Source organism: Pseudoalteromonas sp. SWXJZ94C, from assembly GCF_015864385.1.
Classification (GTDB): Bacteria; Pseudomonadota; Gammaproteobacteria; order Enterobacterales; family Alteromonadaceae; genus Pseudoalteromonas.
Window position 1 is genome coordinate 14,376 of the sequence record NZ_JADYXF010000002.1, and the last position, 19,336, is coordinate 33,711.

A 19,336-nucleotide genomic window follows, 5' to 3' on the forward strand; every position below is an offset into this window, starting at 1 on the left:
GTTGTTTTAATATCGCTTATAGAGGAAGAAATATGTCGCAAAAATATAACGTTGCCGTACTTGGCGCTACCGGCTTAGTTGGCCGTCAAATCATTGAAACATTAGCGGATCGTAAATTTCCAGTTGATCAGCTTTTTCTACTTGCTAGCAGCCGCAGTGCAGGTGAAGACATAAATTTTCGTGGTGATAGCATTGAAGTACTTGACGTTGAAGGCTTTGATTTTAGCCAAGCGCATATTGGCTTTTTTTCTGCTGGTGGAAGTGTGTCAGAAAAATACGCACCTATTGCAGCCGATGCAGGTTGTATAGTAATTGATAATACATCGCAATTTAGAAATGATTTTGAAATACCGCTAGTTGTGCCAGAAGTAAATGCTTCAAGTTTAGCTGACTTTAGAAACCGCAATATAATTGCAAATCCTAACTGTTCAACTATTCAAATGATGCTAGCACTTAAACCTATTTATGATGCATATGGGATCGATCGTATTAATGTATCTACATACCAAGCTGTATCGGGTGCAGGTAAAGAAGCGGTTGATGAACTAGCAAAGCAAACCGCTAACTTAATGAACGCTCGCCCTGTAGACAATAAAGTATTTCCAAAGCAAATGGCATTTAACGTTATTCCTCAAATTGATAGCTTTGAAGATAACGGTTACACGCGCGAAGAAATGAAAATGGTTAACGAAACGCATAAAATTTTGGGTGACACTACTATAGCTATTAACCCAACGTGTGTACGTGTACCCGTATTTTTTGGTCACTCTGAATCAATTAACATAGAAACACGCATGCCTTATGACTTTGAACACGTTAAGCAGTTATTAAAAGATGCTCCTGGTGTTGAGTTAATAGATGATGAAGGCGATTACCCAACAGCAGTTTCTGATGCAAGTGGTAACGATACTGTTTACATTGGTCGTTTACGTGCAGATATTTCACATCCACATGGTTTAAATATGTGGGTTGTAAGTGATAACACTCGTAAAGGCGCTGCAACTAATAGTATCCAAATTGCAGAAGAGCTTATTGCTAACTACATGTAATTTTTTATAACTTTGAATGCACCATAAAACGGTAAACATTATTTGTTTGCCGTTTTTTGTTTTTATTGTCTGCCAATTTTTTGCCACTTATATTACTAAGCATATAACCCTCGATAAACTTATATTCATAATGATTTTTTAGGCATTCATTTTCAATATGTTGCGATGGATATTAGCTCTCAACTGGTTTATAGTTTGTAATTGGAATAGAGCTTGCAACAAAAAAAGATTGTAATAACAAATGTGAGTCAGCCATTTGGCTGATAACGGCAAGAATAATCAATGTTTAGGTACCCACTTTTTTTGGTGTTGCATCAACATTTAAACAGTAAAGGATCAGCATGCGCGGTTTAGCTACACTTATTATATTAGCGTCTGCATTGATAGTAACGCCAGTTTACTCTCAAGACAGTACCCAATTAAAGGGGCCTAAAGGCGTTGACTATGGTGCGCAAGGTCGATCTATTGGGCCTATAAAGTCTACAGATACTTTGTGGCGTATAGCTGCAAAAGTACGTCCAGATAATTCGGTAAGTATTTATCAAGTTATGCAGGCTTTATATGCAAAAAATCCAGACTCATTTCTAGAACAAAACCTTAATCATATTCAAAATGGTAGTTATTTAAAAATACCTACAATAGCCGAAATAAGACGTGTAAATCCTCAATTAGCAAAGCAACGCTCAGAGCAAGATGATGGACTGTGGGAAAAGAAAAAAAACGGCACTCTTACACAAACAGAAATTAACTCCGCTCAAACCCAAGTTACTCAAGCCCGTAAAGTAGATGTAGACGACGCAAAGAAAGAACTACAAAAAGAAATAAAAGAGATTAAAACAGATCAAAGTAATAGATTAGTTGAATTACAACAGCAGTTTAAAAATTCTGTCAGCAGTGTTGAAGACATATTAACTGAGAATAATAACTTAAAAAAACAACTAACCGGTATTTCTAAAGAACTTGAAAATGTTCGCCAGCAACTGGGCAAAGACAGTGAAATACAACTGCAGTTAAAAGAGTTAATACTTAAGCAAAACGAAATAATAGAGCAGCAAAAAGTTAAAGACATTAAACCTGAGGCTGAGTTTGACTTTTGGGCACTATTATCTAACCCAATAGTACTTGGGTTATTAATGTTTATTCCTGGTTTACTGATTATTTTTGCTGTTGTGATGTTTTTACGTAAAAAATCTAACGCTGCAACAGATACGGAGTCAGATGATGATTTTTTACCGCAAACACCAAGCTATAGTGCAGATAACGATTTAGATCTTACTGACGACCCGATTATTCCAGACCCATTAGATGACTTAAGTGTTCAGTTAGACGATAGCCTCGAAAATGATATGTTGCCGGAAGATGACTTACTCGACGATAACGTCGATGACTTTTCAGAGTCAGACAACTTACTCGATCAAGATGAATTAGAAAGCTTGTTGAGTGACGACATTGTTTTTGACGATGAGAATACGGATGACGATGAGCTCGACATTTTTATGCAGCAAGGTTTTGATGAACCATCGGATGATAGCCTAGAAGATATAGATTTAGATTTAACACCAGAGTCATCAAACAACGATGATATTTTAAGTAATGACGATCTAGATAGCTTATTTGATGAAGATGACAGCTTATCTGAATTCGATGCGCCAAAACCAAGTGATATAGAAAGTGATGACAGTTTAGAGTCGCATGATGAAATGGCTTCGCTTAGTGAAGAGCTTGCTGATGACGATGATTTTGATATTGACGATCTATTAGATCAAGCCAGTGCTGAGCCTCAGTTAGAATCAGAGCTTGAATCAGAAGTTAAGACTGAGTCACTTGAAAATGATGATTTTGATTTAGACGATATCGACAGCTTAATTGATGAAGTAGCCGATGATAATACGCCTGATAAGTTAGATGAATCATTGGTCGAAGAAAGCGATGACTTTGATTTAGATGATATCGACAGCTTAATTGATGAAGTAGCAGATGATAATACGCCAGATAAGCCCATTGAATCATTAGTAGAAGAAAGCGATGATTTTGATTTAGATGATATCGACAGCTTAATTGATGAAGTAGCCGATGATAATACGCCTGATAAGTTAGATGAATTATTGGTCGAAGAAAACGATGGCTTTGATTTAGATGATATCGACAGCTTAATTGACGAAGTAGCAGATGATAATACGCCAGATAAGCCCATTGAATCATTAGTAGAAGAAAACGATGACTTTGATTTAGATGATATCGACAGCTTAATTGATGAAGTAGCCGATGATAATACGCCTGATAAGTTAGATGAATCATTAGCAGAAGAAAGTGATGACTTTGATTTAGACGATATCGACAGCTTAATTGATGATAAGCCAGTTGAATCACTAGCAGAAGAAAGTGATGACTTTGATTTAGATGATATCGACAGCTTAATAGATGAAGCTGCAGATGATAAGCCAGTTGAATCATTAGTAGAAGAAAGTGATGACTTTGATTTAGACGATATCGACAGCTTAATTGACGAATCGGCAAAACTAGAAGAACCAATTGAACGTGATACAGATATTGATGCTGCACTCGCTGATTCGATAGAAGATTTAGCTGAAGCTCAAGAAGAGTTAGATGTGGATGATATTGAATCTTTAGCATCTACATTAAATGAAGAGCCTGAGCTTGAAGACGAGCCTGAGCTTGAAGACGAGCCAGAGCTTGAAGAAGAACCTGAACTTGTAGATGAACCTGAACTTGTAGATGAACCAGAACTTGTAGATGAACCAGAACTTGAAGAAGAGCCAGAGCTTGAAAAAGAGCCTGAGCTTGAAGAAGAGCCTGAGCTTGTAGAAGAACCAGAGCTTGAAGAAAAGCCTGAGCTTGTAGAAGAGCCTGAACTTGAAGAAGATTCAGAGTTTGATACAGATGAGCTAATTACCGATGATTTCTCAGACACTTCAAAAACTTTATTAGATCCAGAAGATGCACTTGAAGAATACAACGATGACGCATTGAAAAGTATTGACGATCTTTTAAGTGAACTACAACAGGTAGAAGATGAAGAGTATGTTGAATCACCTGAATGGTCGTTAAACGATTTAGATGACGAAATTGAAGAGGTTGAAGTTGATTTAGGAGACGATCCATTAGCTGATGATACTAACTCAGATTTATTGCTCGAAGATGAACCTCTAGATACTGATACGGTAACACCGAGCGAGGAATTAGATGAATACCCTGAATTAGAGCTCGATGATAATCAACCGTTAGATGTTGATGAGCTGCAGTCTTTTATTCCAGAAGAGTTACAAGGTGACGATTTAGATGGTGAAGCCAAAGGTATTTCGCCAAGCCAAACAGAGCAAGACTTAGCAAATGCACTTGCTGCTGAAAATGATTTAGATAGCTTAGAAGATGACTTTGACGATGAGTTGTTAATTGATAACGACTTTACTGAACTAGATACAACGCTAGAAACAGAGCTAGATACAGAGCTTGGTCATGATTTAGAGGCTGATTTTGATGACTCTCTAGAAGATAATGATAAATCAATGGATATACCATCTGAGCAATTAGATGGAGAGCTTGATGATTTAACAGAAGATTTAGCCGATGTTAATGATCTTGACGATTTAACATCAGCGCTTGATGATATTCAACCTCTAGATTTAGATGAACCCGACACATTAACTCCTGATGAGCAAGACTCGTTTATTCCAGAAGAGTTACAGGGCGACGATTTAGATGGTGAAGCCAAAGGGATATCACCTAGCCAAACAGAGCAAGACTTAGCAAATGCACTCGCTGCTGAAAATGAATTAGATAGCTTAGAAGATGATTTTGACGATGAGTTGTTAATTGATAACGACTTTACTGAACTAGATACAACGCTAGAAACAGAGTTAGATACAGAGCTTGGTCATGATTTAGAGGCTGATTTTGATGATTCTCTAGAAAATAATGATAAATCAGTGGATATACCATCTGAGCAATTAGATGGAGAGCTTGATGATTTATCAGAAGATTTAGCCGATGTTAATGATCTTGACGATTTAACATCAGCGCTTGATGAGATTCAACCTCTAGATTTAGATGAACCCGACACTTTAACTCCTGATGAGCAAGACTCGTTTATTCCAGAAGAGTTACAGGGCGACGATTTAGATGGTGAAGCCAAAGGGATATCGCCAAGCCAAACAGAGCAAGACTTAGCAAATGCACTTGCCGCTGAAAATGATTTAGATAGCCTAGAAGATGACTTTGACGATGAACTGTTAATTGACGATGACTTTTCAGAATTAGATACAGAATTAGCGACAATAGACCCTGAACTATCAGGCGAAGAATCATTAAGTAGTGATCTAAATGATGGTGCAGTTGAGAATGTTAATCTTGAAGAATTACATCCTGAATCTGATAGTGAATTGCCAAGCGAGTTATTAGAAAGTTTATCTGAGGAATTTGAAGCTGAGCAAACAAATGTAGACCGTGAAGCCGAAATTACTAAAACGGATACACCTGAAAATAACAATATTGCTTCAGACGATGAGCTCGATGATGAGTTTATGGCTGATTTAACACAGACTGATTTTGACTCATTACTTAATGAATTAGCAGAACCAGAAGAGTTTAATGTTGATGATAGTGGTGAGTTTGATGTTGATTTTGATTCATTGTTAAATGAAGATTTAGATGTTGAAGAATCAATATTAAATGAACAATCTGTTGAGCAAGAAAGTATTACTACGCCTTCTACTGAAGACGACTTTGTTGATATTGATTCATTATTAGAAGAAAGTGACGAGGCTGAGCTTGAACACGAGCCTTACACAGATGCAAATATGGACGTTGGCTTAGGGGAGTTTGAAGCTTTACTTGCCGGCGACAACCCAACAGATGTTGATGCCGAAAGTGGTGGTTATTCAGCTAAATTAGATTTAGCACGTGCTTACATTGAAATTGATGACTTTGACTCCGCACTTAAAGTAATTGAAGAGGTTATTAATAAAGGTCCTGAAGAGGTTCAAGAGGAAGCGCTTAGCTTAAAAGCTAAACTCAAATAATAAATAAAGTCATAAAAAACCCGTAATTAGTTATGCTAATTACGGGTTTTTTATAGGTGCGAGTTTGATTATAGCAATCGTGTTAAATTAGAGTTCTATTATAACGATGAAAAAGTAGCTTAATAATAAAACGTAAATTATTTTATATGCTTGTTTTGTATTAATAATTTTAAATTTAGTTAACGAGATATCTCATCAGTAAAAATAATCGTTTTTTTAATAAAATTGGTATTACATTACACCTCCTTTTATTGCGTCGATAGATAGCATAAAATGTCTCGTTCATTAGCACAGTAGGTAAAGCAGTAATTATGCGAGTAGCACTTGGAGTTGAATACAATGGCGTACGCTATAGTGGTTGGCAGCGTCAATCACATGTAAACAGCGTACAACAAGAAGTAGAAAAAGCGTTGTCACGCATTTGTAATCATCCTGTTGAAGTTGTATGCGCAGGCCGAACTGATGCTGGTGTGCATGGTACAGGTCAAATAATACATTTTGAAACCGAAGCACCACGCGATATGGTGGCTTTTACATTGGGTATGAATACCCTAATGCCTAAAGATATTGCTATTCGTTTTGCACAACCTGTCGCTGATGATTTCCATGCACGCTTTAGTGCAACAGCTCGTCGTTATCGCTATATTATTTATAACTCACCATTGCGTGGAGCTGTCCTAAATGAAGGGGTTACGCACTTTCATCATCAGCTAGATGAAGTGAAAATGCAGGAAGCATGTCAGTATTTAATTGGTAAACACGATTTTACCTCTTTTAGAGCGATTCATTGTCAAGCGAATACACCCACTCGTACTATTCATCATTTATCGGTACACCGACAAGGTAGCTACGTTATAATTGATATTAAAGCGAATGCGTTTTTACATCATATGGTCCGTAATATAACGGGTAGCTTAATGGATATTGGTTTACATAAGCAGCAACCTATTTGGTTAAAAGAGCTGCTTGATTGTAAAGAGCGTGCAAAAGCAAGCGCGACAGCTAAAGCTGCTGGTTTATATTTAGTAGATGTTGACTATCCTGAGCAATTTAATATCCCTAAAATGCCATTAGGACCATTGTTTTTACCTGATGCTGGAGTTTAATTTTGGTTGTTATTAGTACTTTTTATGAACATTTCTAACTACTAAGACCAGTTTTTTATACCGCGTTAGTGTAATTCATGTTTTAATTGAAAAAATCCGTCTGCTAATTGCTATTGGCAGGCTCGCGACACAGAACAGCATTAAGAGAGTTGCAAATGAGTTGGCTAGAAAAAATCTTACCTAAAACGACAAAATCATCAGGTCGTAAAGAAATCCCAGAAGGTGTTTGGGCTAAGTGCACATCGTGTGATTCAATTTTGTATAAAGCTGAATTAGAAAAGTCATTAAACGTATGTCCTAAGTGTGATCATCATATGCGCGTTAGTGGTCGTAAGCGTCTTGAAAACTTTTTAGATGAAGGCGATCGTCAAGAGCTTGGTGTGCAACATGAACCTAAAGACATTCTTAAGTTTAAAGATTCTAAAAAGTACTCTGATCGTATTAGCGCAGCACAAAAGTCAAGTGGTGAAAAAGATGCCCTTGTTGCTATTAAAGGTCGCTTAAAAGGCATTCCCGTTGCCGCAGTTGCATTTGAATTCTCTTTTATGGGTGGTTCAATGGCATCAGTTGTTGGTGCACGCTTTGTAGACGCAGTAGAGCAATGTTTAGAGCATAATATGCCACTAATTTGCTTTTCGGCATCTGGTGGCGCTCGTATGCAAGAAGCGCTTATGTCGCTTATGCAAATGGCTAAAACAAGTGCAGCGCTGGCAAAAATGACTGAAAAAGGCTTACCTTATATTTCAGTAATGACTGATCCGACAATGGGTGGTGTGTCTGCATCGCTTGCTATGTTAGGCGACATTAACGTTGCTGAACCAAAAGCGCTAATCGGTTTTGCGGGTCCTCGTGTTATTGAGCAAACTGTTCGTGAAACATTACCAGAAGGTTTCCAGCGTAGTGAGTTTTTGCTTGAACACGGTGCTATTGACATGATTATAGATCGTCGTGAAATGCGAGATACACTTGCACGTATTTTAGCTAAATTTATGAACTTGCCTTCTACGGAACAAGAGCATAGAGTAGCATAAATTTTAGTTTTACTGATTTCATGCTATGACAAAAACAATTCCTAGCCAATCATCAAGCCTTGATGATTGGCTTTGTTATTTAGAAAGTGTTCACCCTGCTAATATTGAAATGGGATTAGAGCGCGTTAATAATGTTGCCAATAACATTGGTCTTTTAAATACCTCAAGTAAAATAATCCTCATTGCCGGAACTAACGGCAAAGGCACTACAGCGCGTTGCCTAGAATCGCTATTATTAGCACAAGGTTTTAGTGTAGGTACTTATGCTTCCCCTCATTTAATTCGTTATAACGAACGCGTGCGTGTTAATGGCGAAGAGCTCGCTGATCAATTTCATGTTGATGCTTTTAATTTACTAGAACAAGGTCGTAAAGATACACCACTGACTTATTTTGAATACGGTACTTTGGGTGCGCTGGCAATTTTTAAACGTTGTAACGTTGACTACGTACTCTTAGAAGTTGGCTTAGGTGGCCGCTTTGACGCTACAAATATTGTAACCCCTTTTGCCAGTGTAATTACAACTATCGATTTAGATCATAAAGAGTATCTTGGTGATACACGTGAATTAGTTGCTTATGATAAAGCGGGGATTTTTCGCGAGAATACACCAGCCATTATTGGCGATTTAAATATTCCGCATACCATGACCGATTACGGTAAAAAAATAAACGCTAATATGGTTCTATCGGGTAGCGATTTTATTTTTAAAGAAAATACAGAAAGCTTTAACTGGCAGTATAAAGAGCACAATTTTGAGTTGGCAAAACCAGCCATACCTTGTCAAAATGCGGCAACTGCTTTAACCGTTTTGTGTGTTTTAGATTTATTACCTAGTGAGCAGATAGTAAAAAGTTGTTTAGCTGATTTAGTGGTAGAAGGGCGTTTTCAGCAATTAAGCAGTGAACCATTAGTATTTACCGATGTGGCGCATAATCCCGAGTCAGCACGTTATTTAGCCAATAAGTTGTTAAGCTTTAAAGATAAAGGCTTTAAAATTCATGCATTAGCCGCTATGCTTGCTGATAAAGATAAAGCGGGTGTGCTTAAAGAGGTTAGCCACTTGGTTGATGAGTGGTCATTAGCGAGCTTAAATGGTCCGCGTGGCGATACTGCAAGCAACTTAGAAAGTGCTCTGCAGAGCATATCTGATCATAATATAATGCATGGTTATAATAGCGTAGCAGAAGCACTGAGTGTAATTTTACCAAAGCAAAAAAACGATACGGTTTTAATTGTTTTTGGTTCATTTTTTACAGTTGCTGGCGCTATTAATTACTTTAAAAAATAGAGAGAATGTCGGTGAACTCAAGTTTTATTAATCGCTTAGTCGGTACAAGTATTGTGGTAATCGCAGCTATTGTGTTTATTCCTAATATACTCGATGGCGAAAAAGTGCATTATAAAGAAGGCTTTAAAGCTATTCCTGATAGCCCTGAGTTCAAAACAATCGACCTTCAAGAACCTATTGATGAAAATATGGCTGATGCCGAGCCATTAAAGCAAGATGAAATTGAAGATATTCAAGCTGACGATGAAGCTTTTGAAGAGCAAAGCTCAATGTCTGAAAGCGATTATGCTTCAGAGGCTAAAGTTGTTGAAGTAACAATTGATCCTAAACCTAAAGTAACAGCGAAACCGGTTGCTCCTGTAAAAGAAAAACCAATTGCTCCTCGTACAAGTGATGAAAACTTAACAAGCATGGCTTATGTGGTTCAATTAGGTAGTTTTTCTCACGTTGCGAATGTAAAAGCATTACAAGCTAAACTCAAAGCGAAAGGCTTTAAAACGTTTACTAAACCGGTTAAAACGCCAAACGGTACATTAACTAAAGTATTTGTTGGACCATCGCTTGATAAAAATGAGTTACAAAAACAGTTGCCTGAACTTAAAGTACTTACAAAGTTAAATGGTAAAGTTACTCGTTACGAAGTAACAAAATAATCATTTTAAATAGCCTTGTTTAGCAAGGCTATTTAATTTCAATATAGTGTATTTATATAACTATTTATGGTTTAACATTTTTGAATATTGATGTTAAATTTTTGTATTCATTTACCGTCAGTTATCTCCCGTTTAAACTTGCATATTAACGATGTTTGGGTATAGAATGCGCCCCAAATTAGCGACTAATTGGTTCTTATGATCTGGGTTGATTACGCCATTATTGGCATCATTGCACTGTCTACCATCATCGGTTTAATACGCGGCTTTGTTAAAGAAGCGATGTCACTTGCTGTATGGGCTGGCGCCTTCATCATCTCTAGTTTGTTTTACCAATATTTAGCTTCCTTTCTAACAACCATTTCTGAACCCCTTTTAAGAAATGCGGCGGCCATAGCCATATTATTCTTTGCGACGCTACTGTTAGGCGGTTTACTAAACTACATTTTAGGTGAGCTTGTACATCGTACAGGGTTATCGGGCACCGACCGTGTTTTTGGCATAGTGTTTGGTGCTCTACGAGGCGTGTTGGTCGTGAGCGCGTTACTCTTCTTTCTTGATGCTTTTACTGGTGCACCCAACACGCACTGGTGGGGCAATTCTATTTTGATTCCAGAATTTGGCTTTGTTGTTGAGTGGTTCTTTTCGTACCTTGAAAACAACTCGAGCTTTTTAAATTCAGTAAACCGTTAATCGGCGAGGATAAATTACATGTGTGGTATCGTTGGAATAGTCGGAACATCTCCTGTGAATCAGGCGATTTATGATGGCTTAACTGTTTTGCAGCACCGTGGTCAAGATGCCGCGGGTATCATTACCATTGAGAATAATACGTTTAGCTTACGCAAAGCAAATGGCCTTGTGAAAGATGCCTTTCACACCCGTCATATGAAACGACTACAAGGCACAATTGGTCTTGGTCATGTACGTTACCCTACAGCAGGATCTTCAAGCTCATCTGAAGCACAGCCTTTTTATGTTAACTCTCCATTTGGTATTGCACTTGCCCATAACGGCAATCTTACTAATGCGGAAGCACTAAAAGAGCAATTATTCTCAGAAGCTCGTCGCCATGTGAATACAACATCTGATTCAGAGATTTTACTTAATGTACTTGCTCACGAATTAAGTAAGTCAGATAAATTGCATTTAGACCCTGAAGATATTTTTACAGCGGTAACCGAAGTTAATAATAAAGTAAATGGTGGTTATGCCACTATAGCGATGATCATTGGTCATGGTATTGTTGCTTTTCGTGACCCTAATGGTATTCGTCCGCTTGTATTTGGTAAGCGTGAGACTGAAGTTGGCACTGAGTATATGTTTGCCTCAGAAAGTGTTGCGTTAAAACCTGATGGTTTTGAATTTATTCGCGACGTAGCGCCAGGTGAAGCTATTTATGTAACTGAAGCTGGTGAATTTCATTCATTAAGCTGTGCAGAAAAAGCATCTTACTCACCGTGTATATTTGAATTTGTATATTTCGCTCGTCCTGATTCTACAATCGACCGTATGTCGGTGTATGCAACACGCGTAAATATGGGTACTAAATTAGGTGAGAAAATAGCACGTGAATGGGCTGATAAAGACATTGATGTAGTTATTCCAATCCCAGAAACATCATGCGACGTAGCATTAGAAATTGCACGTGTGCTTGATTTACCTTACCGTCAAGGCTTTGTTAAAAACCGTTATATCGGTCGTACATTTATCATGCCTGGTCAGGAAATGCGTAAAAAGTCTGTACGCCAAAAACTTAATGCGATTGATCGTGAGTTTAAGGGTAAAAACGTATTGCTTGTTGATGACTCAATTGTTCGTGGTACTACATCAGCACAAATTGTAGAAATGGCTCGAGAGTCTGGTGCTAAAAACGTTTACTTTGCATCGGCAGCTCCTGAAATACGTTTCCCTAATGTGTATGGTATTGATATGCCTTCAGCTGCAGAGCTAATTGCTCATGGTCGTGAAGTTGAAGATATTAACGCAAGTATTGGTTCTGATGGCTTAATTTTTCAATCGTTAAAAGATTTAATTGCAGCAGTTAGCCAAGAAAATCCTGAAATTACTAAATTTGAAACCTCAGTATTTGACGGGCAATATATCACTGGCGATATTGATCAAAACTATTTAAATCGTATTGATAAGTTACGTAATGATTCGGCTAAAAGTACACGCGAAAGTGCAATGTCTTCAGGTTTAGAAATACATAACCAAGATGAAAACGAAGCTGATTAATACTTAATCTATAAAAATCGTTAAACATAAAAAAAGGAGCTAATTAGCTCCTTTTTTGCGAAGAAAATAAAGGGAAGGGAATATCTCTATTAAACAAACATATTAAACTAGCATATTAAGCCATCTGAATTACTGGGTAGTAAACCTATCTAAACCAGCTATTAATACACAAATTAGCTTTGTTACCGATAAAAATTTCTTTCTAAATTAAAATACTATTATGGTTTAGTATCTTATTAAATCTCTTAGCTAGAATTTAAGTTAAATAAGCTTAAACAATTAAGTGAACATGGGACTTACAATTCCACTTGTCCAAAGCATTGCAGTTACAGCTAAAATAATAACAAGCAAAATTAATCCACACGTTACAACCGAGCTGGCATAAATGAAGCCACGTTCTTGAGGTATGTGCATAAGTATTGGCACGCCGGTATACAACAAGTAAACCGAGTAGGCTAATGCAATAATACCAATACATACTACAAACCATAGTACAGGCCAAAAAGCAGCTAGTGCAGACATAAATACAGGTGTTGCGGTATATGCTGCAAGTTCAAGTGTTTGTGTAAATGTTGGTTTTGAGCCAAATGTTATTGCCATCCAGTGAGCTAAATAGGCAAGGGCAAATACACCACCAATTAAAGCAACATACATAGCGCCAGCAATAAGTAATGCGCTATTGTGCGTTAAAAATACGGGATCTCCAGTGCCTATACTCCAGCCTAAATATACAGACGAGTAATAGCCCATAATTGAGGGAAATAAAGCAATGAGTAAAATATGAGATAAACTGTAAGTTAAGCTCTCATGTTGATTATCTATTGTTTGCCATTCTTCTAGCGGGTGAGCATAAATGCCCCATAAGTGATTTAGTAACATAGCGTGTACTCCGTAAAAGGAACGTATTGCTGTTTTATTGGTTTATTTTTATACAGTTCATGTACAGTTATGGTTCACTTATTTTACAAAGTCAAGTTAACTCATTATTAACAATTAAGTAATGCATATGCCTTTATTTTATCTCGAGCAATTTTTCGTGTTAAAATAACAACCTATCAAATTTACTAAGTAACGAGCAGCCAACGTGCCACACAGCAAGCTTTTAGAGCCTATTAATAACTTTTTATTGTGTACTACGCCAGAGCAATGGGTAGAGCAAGCAATTAAAAAAGAAAACTTATCAATAATCTTAATTGATCATTTAATTTGTGAATTAAAAGCGGCTCAAAGTGCAATGTTTTTAATACGTAAGTACGCAGTAGATAAAGAAGGCAGTGACGCATTACTTGAATGGCTAAAACCATTCGAAACACTTATTTACAAGCGCGAAGGAAATTGGCGCGATTTAGCAGCTAAAAATAAGTTAACTAAGTCAATAATTCCTAAATCTAATTCGCCATATGGGCAAGGTTTAATTGATAAAATGGTATTACTGATAAAAGAAGAGTTACATCACTTTTATCAAGTGCTCGAAATTATGGATGAATATGGTGTTGAGTATCAAAGTATTACTCCATGTCGTTACGCAAAAGGTATGCTACGTCATGTTAAAACATTTGAGCCTGATGCATTAGTTGATAAATTGATTGTGGGTGCCTATATCGAGGCGCGCTCGTGTGAGCGTTTTGCCAAACTTGCACCACATGTTGATAAGCGTTTGGGTGATTTTTATATTTCGTTGCTACGCTCAGAGGCGCGTCATTACCAAGACTATTTAACTTTGGCTCAAGAGATTGCAGGGTTTGATATTACTGAGCGAGTAAACTTTTTTGGTGAAAAAGAACGAGAGCTTATTTCAACTCCAGATACCGACTTTAAGTTTCACAGTGGCGTACCTGCACTATCAAATTAAATCGTTTTTAAACTATTTTAGAGATAAAAGGCTTTTAGTATTTGATGCACTTAAAGAGATAGGTTTTGAGGCGCGTAAGTGCAAGCTAATAAAGTCGTTTTTTAGCTCGCGCTTAAACTAAATAAAACCCAATGCCTTAGTTTATACAAAAGGAGTGCTAATTAACCGTTGTGATTTTGGAGTGACAACTAAGTACGAGCCTTGTGTGTACCAGTCACCGAGCACAGTGCGGGTAAGCGTTTGTGCATTTACAGTGTAAGTATGCACGTTAGGTCGATGTGTATGACCATGAATCATATTGGTAACGTTATGTTTTGCAAAAGTAGCAAGCACAGCATCATCAACAACATCTAAAATTGCCATTGGCTTATCAGCTTGGCTAAGCTTACTTTTCTCTCGTGCATTACGAGCAACTTTTTTACGATACCAAAGTGGCATTGCGAGCATTAACTTTGGCCACCACCAACCACGGCTTTTTTTACGAAACTTTTGATATTCAATATCTTGTGTACACATTTCATCGCCATGTAAAATAACGGTAGGTGTGCCATATAAATCAATAACGGTTTGTTCATCTAGTAATTCCATGCCAGCCATTTTTGCATATTGCTTACGCATTATAAAATCACGATTACCATGAATAAAATAAACAGGAGTACCCCCATCTTTTACCGATTTTAAATGTTTGGCTACGTCAGTACTAAGTGCAGTGACATAATCATCACCTACCCATACCTCAAAAAAATCACCCAAAATGTATAACGCATCAACATCTTGCTCAAGTACGTGCGTATTTAAAAAATCAAAAAATACCGCGCTGATATCAGGGCGGTTTTCACTTAGGTGTAAATCGGCGATAAAGTAAGTTTTGCGGGTCATAGATTAGTCTATTTTTTATTAAATAAAAGCGGGCTAATGCCCGCTTATGTGCTCACAAAAGTGTAAGCAAATACTATTAGCTAACAGTAACGCTTTCGATGATTACATCTTCAAGTGGTACGTCTTGGTGAAAACCAGTACTACCCGTTGCTACATCTTTAATTTTATTTACAATGTCCATGCCTTCAACTACTTCAGCAAAAACACAGTAACCCCAGCCTTGCGACGTTTCGCTGCTGTGGTTTAAAAAATCGTTGTTGTTAACGTTAATGAAAAATTGCGCTGTAGCTGAATGAGGATCAGGCGTACGTGCCATTGCTAAAGTGCCTATTTTATTAGATAGACCATTGTTAGCTTCATTCTGAATTGGATCATTTACGTCTTTTTGTTCCATACCCGGAACAAAACCACCGCCTTGAACCATAAAGCCATCAATTACACGATGGAATATAGTACCGCTGAAAAAACCAGAGTTTGCATACTCTAAAAAGTTTTTAACTGTATTTGGTGCTTCGGCTTCGTGCATTTTAATGGTGATATCACCAAAGTTTGTGTGTAGAACAACCATGAGGTTTCCTGTATCTGGTTTAAATATTGGCGCTATTTTATCGTAGTTAGCTAAGATTAACAAAGTAGATGTTTGGTTTGTTATAAAGCGCTAGAGCAGGGGCTTTTCAAGTGGTAACATAGTTATTCAAGTTAATAGTTAAGGACTCAAAATAAATGGTAAATATATACAACACACTCACGCGAAAAAAAGAGCAATTTAAACCTATGGTCGAAGGAAAAATCGACATGTATGTGTGTGGTATCACCATTTATGATTACTGCCATATTGGACACGCACGTACCTTTGTTGGATTTGACGTTATTGTGCGCTACTTACGCCATATTGGTTACGATTTAAAATATGTGCGTAATATTACTGATATTGACGATAAAATTATTAAACGCGCAAATGAAAATGGCGAGTCAATAAACGATTTAACTGTGCGTATGACTAAAGCGATGCACGAAGACTTTGATAGTCTAAACATGCTACGCCCAGATATTGAACCAACAGTTACAAGCCATATGGATGAAATTATCGTTATGGTTAAGCGCCTGATTGAAAAGGGCCATGCTTATGTTGCAGCTGATGGCGATGTATTATTTGATGTATCAACGTTTGAGCAATACGGTGCGCTTTCCCAGCAAGATTTAACTATGTTGCAATCGGGCTCTCGCGTAGAAGTGGCTCAAGATAAAGACGACCCACTTGATTTTGTTTTATGGAAAAAAGCTAAAGCAGGTGAGCCATCATGGTCATCACCGTGGGGTGAAGGGCGTCCGGGTTGGCATATTGAATGTTCGGCAATGAGCTCAAAGCATCTAGGTGAGCATTTTGATATTCATGGTGGCGGTTCTGACTTACAGTTTCCACATCATGAAAACGAAATTGCGCAATCGTGCTGTGCAAATAACGGCAAGTATGTAAATACATGGATACATACTGGCATGGTGCAAGTAAATAAAGAAAAAATGTCTAAGTCGTTAAATAACTTTTTTACAGTGCGTGAAGTTTTAAAAGCATACGATGCCGAATCTGTTCGTTACTTTTTAATTTCTGGTCATTACCGCAGCCAACTAAATTACTCGCAAGAAAATTTAGACCAAGCGCGTTCATCACTTGAACGCATTTATACAGCGCTTCGAGATGTTGAGCCTGTAGAGTGTAATCTTGAGGGGAGTGAGTATGTCGTTAAATTTAGAAAAGCGATGGATGACGACTTTAATACTCCAGAAGCATTACCAGTATTGTTCGAGCTCGCTAAAGAGCTAAATCGCGTAAAAGAAAGTGATGTTGTTCAAGCTGGGCAACTTGCGTTTATATTACGCAGTATTGGTAACGTTTTAGGTGTTGCTCAGCAATCACCGGAAGCCTTTTTACAAGGTGGGCAAGATGACGACGAAGTTGCGACAATAGAAGCATTAATTGTAAAACGTAATGAAGCACGTGCGAGTAAAAACTGGGCTGCTGCTGATGAAGCTCGCGATGCGCTTAATGCGTTAGGTGTAATACTTGAAGATTCAGCGGGTAAAACAACGTGGCGTAAAGCGTAAGCGTTTAAAGTAATTCACGTTCAACTAAAAAAGGGTTGCCAAATGGCAACCCTTTTTTGATTTTTTAACAGCTTAGCTGTGATATTTCTCACACGCTTCTAATGTGTTTTCAATTAAGCTTGCTACCGTCATAGGGCCAACGCCACCTGGTACAGGTGTAATAAAATGCGCTTTTTGTTCAGCGACACTGTATTGAACATCACCTACTAATTTACCCGTATCTAAACGGTTAATGCCTACATCAATGACTATAGCGCCTTCTTTTATCCAATCCCCTGGTATAAATTCAGGTTTACCTACCGCTACAACTAATAAATCAGCACGACGCACATGCGTTTCTAAATCTTGTGTAAATTTATGGCAAACTGTCGTAGTACAACCAGCAAGTAAAAGCTCAAGCGACATTGGGCGACCAACAATATTTGATGCACCAACAACAACAGCATGCATACCTTTGTAACGCACACCAGTTGAATCAAGTAGCGTTATAATACCTTTAGGCGTACAAGGGCGAAGTGCCGGCATACGTTGCGCTAAACGACCTATATTATAAGGGTGAAAGCCATCTACATCTTTATGTGGTGTGATGCGCTCCAAAATCTTTTCTGCATCTAGCCCTTCTGGTAATGGTAGTTGTACCAAAATACCATCTACTTGTGCATCATTATTCAGCTCGTCAATTAAATCTAAAAGCGTTTGCTCTTTTGTGTCTATTGGTAAATCAAATGATTTAGATATAAAACCAACTTCTTCACAGGCTTTACGTTTTGAACCAACATAAACTTGGCTTGCCGGATCAAGTCCTACAAGTACTACTGCAAGACCTGGTACGCGTAAACCGTTTGCAACACGTTCGCTTACACGTTCTGCTACAGCACTACGTACTTGTTTTGCGATTGCTTTACCATCAATGATGTTTGCCGTCATGGGTGACCTTAATTGGGGTTAATTAACTTGATATCGATACTTTAAAAACGAATGCATAATAAAATAGGGGTAATAATGCGAATAAAGAAAAATGTATTCTTTATTTAACTCGTTTTTATAATGTATTTACTATTTTCGCAGAAAAGGACTAAAGCGCCAAGTTGCTTTTAAGTTATAAAGCGTTTGATTATAGAAAGCTGCTTAAATACCGCTCTAGTTTTGCAATATTTAACCATTATGAACTAAAAGTGACCAGTTGATTGGTTTTCTTAAAAAAACGTTTGACCTAACCCCGTCAAATCACTATTATGCACCCCGTTGTCAACGAGGTCTCTCGTTAACAATAGTAAGCATCGGCGATTAGCGCAGTTTGGTAGCGCACTTGGTTTGGGTCCAAGGGGTCGCAGGTTCAAATCCTGCATCGCCGACCATTTTTATAATTTATTATAACAATGGCTTACTGGTTAGCTATGAAGTTTTCGATGTGCCCATAGCTCAGCTGGATAGAGCAACGCCCTTCTAAGGCGTGGGTCGAAGGTTCGAATCCTTCTGGGTGCACCATTTGAAAACTTGTAAATATAGCGGTGATTGTAGCTCAGTTGGTAGAGCCCCGGATTGTGATTCCGGTTGTCGTGGGTTCGAGCCCCATCAGTCACCCCATTTACAGAAAACGAATATCGGCGATTAGCGCAGTTTGGTAGCGCACTTGGTTTGGGTCCAAGGGGTCGCAGGTTCAAATCCTGCATCGCCGACCACTTTCTTATAAGTGGTCTTAAGTTCAAAATTTAAGTATTCAAAATATATATGTCGGCGATTAGCGCAGTTTGGTAGCGCACTTGGTTTGGGTCCAAGGGGTCGCAGGTTCAAATCCTGCATCGCCGACCACTTTCTTATCCTAATAAGATTAAGTGATTTAAAATCTCATATCTCATTTTATAAATTCTATCTTTTACACTATAAATATCTTCTTCATCAAATAAATATTTTGCATTAACCCCTTTTTAGTTCGTTTTTTATTCAGTTGGTCGGTATCTCACCTGATCTAGCCCAAATAATTGCCCCCTACACTCGACTATCATAGATATTAGGTTATAATGCCGCGTCTATTGTTTAACATAGTGCCCGAAGGGCAGAGCAGCAATGGTATCTCATGGTAACGACGGATGTT

Annotated in this window: 14 protein-coding genes and 5 tRNA genes; 15 read left to right on the forward strand and 4 right to left on the reverse strand. The window is 37.8% G+C overall.

The window, feature by feature from the left end; all coding sequences use genetic code 11:
* The first annotated feature begins 32 nt into the window (after nucleotides 1-32).
* The 8 genes from I6F65_RS00880 to purF all read left to right on the forward strand — a co-directional run bounded on the left by I6F65_RS00880 (nucleotide 33) and on the right by purF (nucleotide 12,407).
* Nucleotides 33-1,049, forward strand: coding sequence for an aspartate-semialdehyde dehydrogenase (locus I6F65_RS00880; protein ID WP_024612293.1), 1,017 nt, complete (start codon nucleotides 33-35; stop codon nucleotides 1,047-1,049).
* A gap of 341 nt (nucleotides 1,050-1,390) precedes the next feature.
* Nucleotides 1,391-6,088, forward strand: coding sequence for a FimV/HubP family polar landmark protein (locus I6F65_RS00885; protein WP_197111076.1), 4,698 nt, complete (start codon nucleotides 1,391-1,393; stop codon nucleotides 6,086-6,088).
* 311 nt (nucleotides 6,089-6,399) lie between these two features.
* A complete protein-coding gene (truA, locus tag I6F65_RS00890; RefSeq protein ID WP_024612295.1) occupies nucleotides 6,400-7,194 on the forward strand; it encodes a tRNA pseudouridine(38-40) synthase TruA in 795 nt (264 codons plus the stop codon).
* Between the two features lie 155 nt (nucleotides 7,195-7,349).
* A complete protein-coding gene (gene accD, locus I6F65_RS00895) occupies nucleotides 7,350-8,225 on the forward strand; it encodes an acetyl-CoA carboxylase, carboxyltransferase subunit beta (RefSeq protein ID WP_024612296.1) in 876 nt (291 codons plus the stop codon).
* Between the two features lie 25 nt (nucleotides 8,226-8,250).
* On the forward strand, nucleotides 8,251-9,516 hold the full coding sequence (gene folC, locus I6F65_RS00900; protein ID WP_197111078.1) for a bifunctional tetrahydrofolate synthase/dihydrofolate synthase: 1,266 nt from the start codon (nucleotides 8,251-8,253) through the stop codon (nucleotides 9,514-9,516).
* An 11-nt stretch (nucleotides 9,517-9,527) separates the two neighbouring features.
* Nucleotides 9,528-10,169: an SPOR domain-containing protein gene (locus tag I6F65_RS00905; protein WP_166109003.1), complete on the forward strand. Its 642-nt coding sequence runs from the start codon at nucleotides 9,528-9,530 to the stop codon at nucleotides 10,167-10,169.
* A 198-nt stretch (nucleotides 10,170-10,367) separates the two neighbouring features.
* The gene (locus tag I6F65_RS00910; protein ID WP_007376853.1) at nucleotides 10,368-10,862 is read left to right on the forward strand and encodes a CvpA family protein; all 495 of its coding nucleotides are present in this window, start codon (nucleotides 10,368-10,370) and stop codon (nucleotides 10,860-10,862) included.
* Nucleotides 10,863-10,880: 18 nt separating this feature from the next.
* On the forward strand, nucleotides 10,881-12,407 hold the full coding sequence (gene purF, locus I6F65_RS00915) for an amidophosphoribosyltransferase (protein WP_166109004.1): 1,527 nt from the start codon (nucleotides 10,881-10,883) through the stop codon (nucleotides 12,405-12,407).
* A gap of 279 nt (nucleotides 12,408-12,686) precedes the next feature.
* Here purF and I6F65_RS00920 read toward each other — a convergent pair whose 3' ends face one another.
* A complete protein-coding gene (locus I6F65_RS00920) occupies nucleotides 12,687-13,286 on the reverse strand; it encodes a Yip1 family protein (RefSeq protein ID WP_166109005.1) in 600 nt (199 codons plus the stop codon).
* Between the two features lie 205 nt (nucleotides 13,287-13,491).
* Between I6F65_RS00920 and miaE the strand changes: the two genes are divergently transcribed.
* Complete coding sequence (miaE, locus tag I6F65_RS00925) at nucleotides 13,492-14,259, forward strand: tRNA isopentenyl-2-thiomethyl-A-37 hydroxylase MiaE (RefSeq protein ID WP_024612300.1); 768 nt, start codon at nucleotides 13,492-13,494, stop codon at nucleotides 14,257-14,259.
* Nucleotides 14,260-14,400: 141 nt separating this feature from the next.
* On the opposite strand, the gene I6F65_RS00930 is transcribed toward miaE, so the two are convergent.
* Together I6F65_RS00930 and I6F65_RS00935 are read right to left on the reverse strand one after the other, a co-directional pair.
* On the reverse strand, nucleotides 14,401-15,138 hold the full coding sequence (locus tag I6F65_RS00930) for a UDP-2,3-diacylglucosamine diphosphatase (RefSeq protein WP_197111080.1): 738 nt from the start codon (nucleotides 15,136-15,138) through the stop codon (nucleotides 14,401-14,403).
* A gap of 76 nt (nucleotides 15,139-15,214) precedes the next feature.
* Nucleotides 15,215-15,706 (reverse strand): peptidylprolyl isomerase, encoded by a 492-nt coding sequence (locus I6F65_RS00935; protein ID WP_024612303.1) that lies wholly within the window; start codon nucleotides 15,704-15,706, stop codon nucleotides 15,215-15,217.
* 155 nt (nucleotides 15,707-15,861) lie between these two features.
* Here I6F65_RS00935 and cysS point away from each other — a divergent pair, with 155 nt between their 5' ends.
* Nucleotides 15,862-17,241 carry a cysteine--tRNA ligase gene (cysS, locus tag I6F65_RS00940; RefSeq protein ID WP_197111082.1) on the forward strand — a complete coding sequence of 460 codons (1,380 nt, stop codon included), beginning with the start codon at nucleotides 15,862-15,864 and terminating at the stop codon, nucleotides 17,239-17,241.
* Between the two features lie 72 nt (nucleotides 17,242-17,313).
* On the opposite strand, the gene folD is transcribed toward cysS, so the two are convergent.
* Complete coding sequence (folD, locus tag I6F65_RS00945) at nucleotides 17,314-18,168, reverse strand: bifunctional methylenetetrahydrofolate dehydrogenase/methenyltetrahydrofolate cyclohydrolase FolD (RefSeq protein WP_197111084.1); 855 nt, start codon at nucleotides 18,166-18,168, stop codon at nucleotides 17,314-17,316.
* A 354-nt stretch (nucleotides 18,169-18,522) separates the two neighbouring features.
* Here folD and I6F65_RS00950 point away from each other — a divergent pair.
* The 5 genes from I6F65_RS00950 to I6F65_RS00970 all read left to right on the forward strand — a co-directional run bounded on the left by I6F65_RS00950 (nucleotide 18,523) and on the right by I6F65_RS00970 (nucleotide 19,053).
* Nucleotides 18,523-18,599 (forward strand) — tRNA-Pro (locus I6F65_RS00950).
* A gap of 53 nt (nucleotides 18,600-18,652) precedes the next feature.
* A tRNA-Arg gene (locus I6F65_RS00955) sits at nucleotides 18,653-18,729 on the forward strand.
* A gap of 23 nt (nucleotides 18,730-18,752) precedes the next feature.
* Nucleotides 18,753-18,828: transfer RNA gene (locus tag I6F65_RS00960), tRNA-His, on the forward strand.
* A gap of 18 nt (nucleotides 18,829-18,846) precedes the next feature.
* A tRNA-Pro gene (locus I6F65_RS00965) sits at nucleotides 18,847-18,923 on the forward strand.
* A gap of 53 nt (nucleotides 18,924-18,976) precedes the next feature.
* Nucleotides 18,977-19,053 (forward strand) — tRNA-Pro (locus tag I6F65_RS00970).
* The last annotated feature ends 283 nt before the right edge of the window (nucleotides 19,054-19,336 follow it).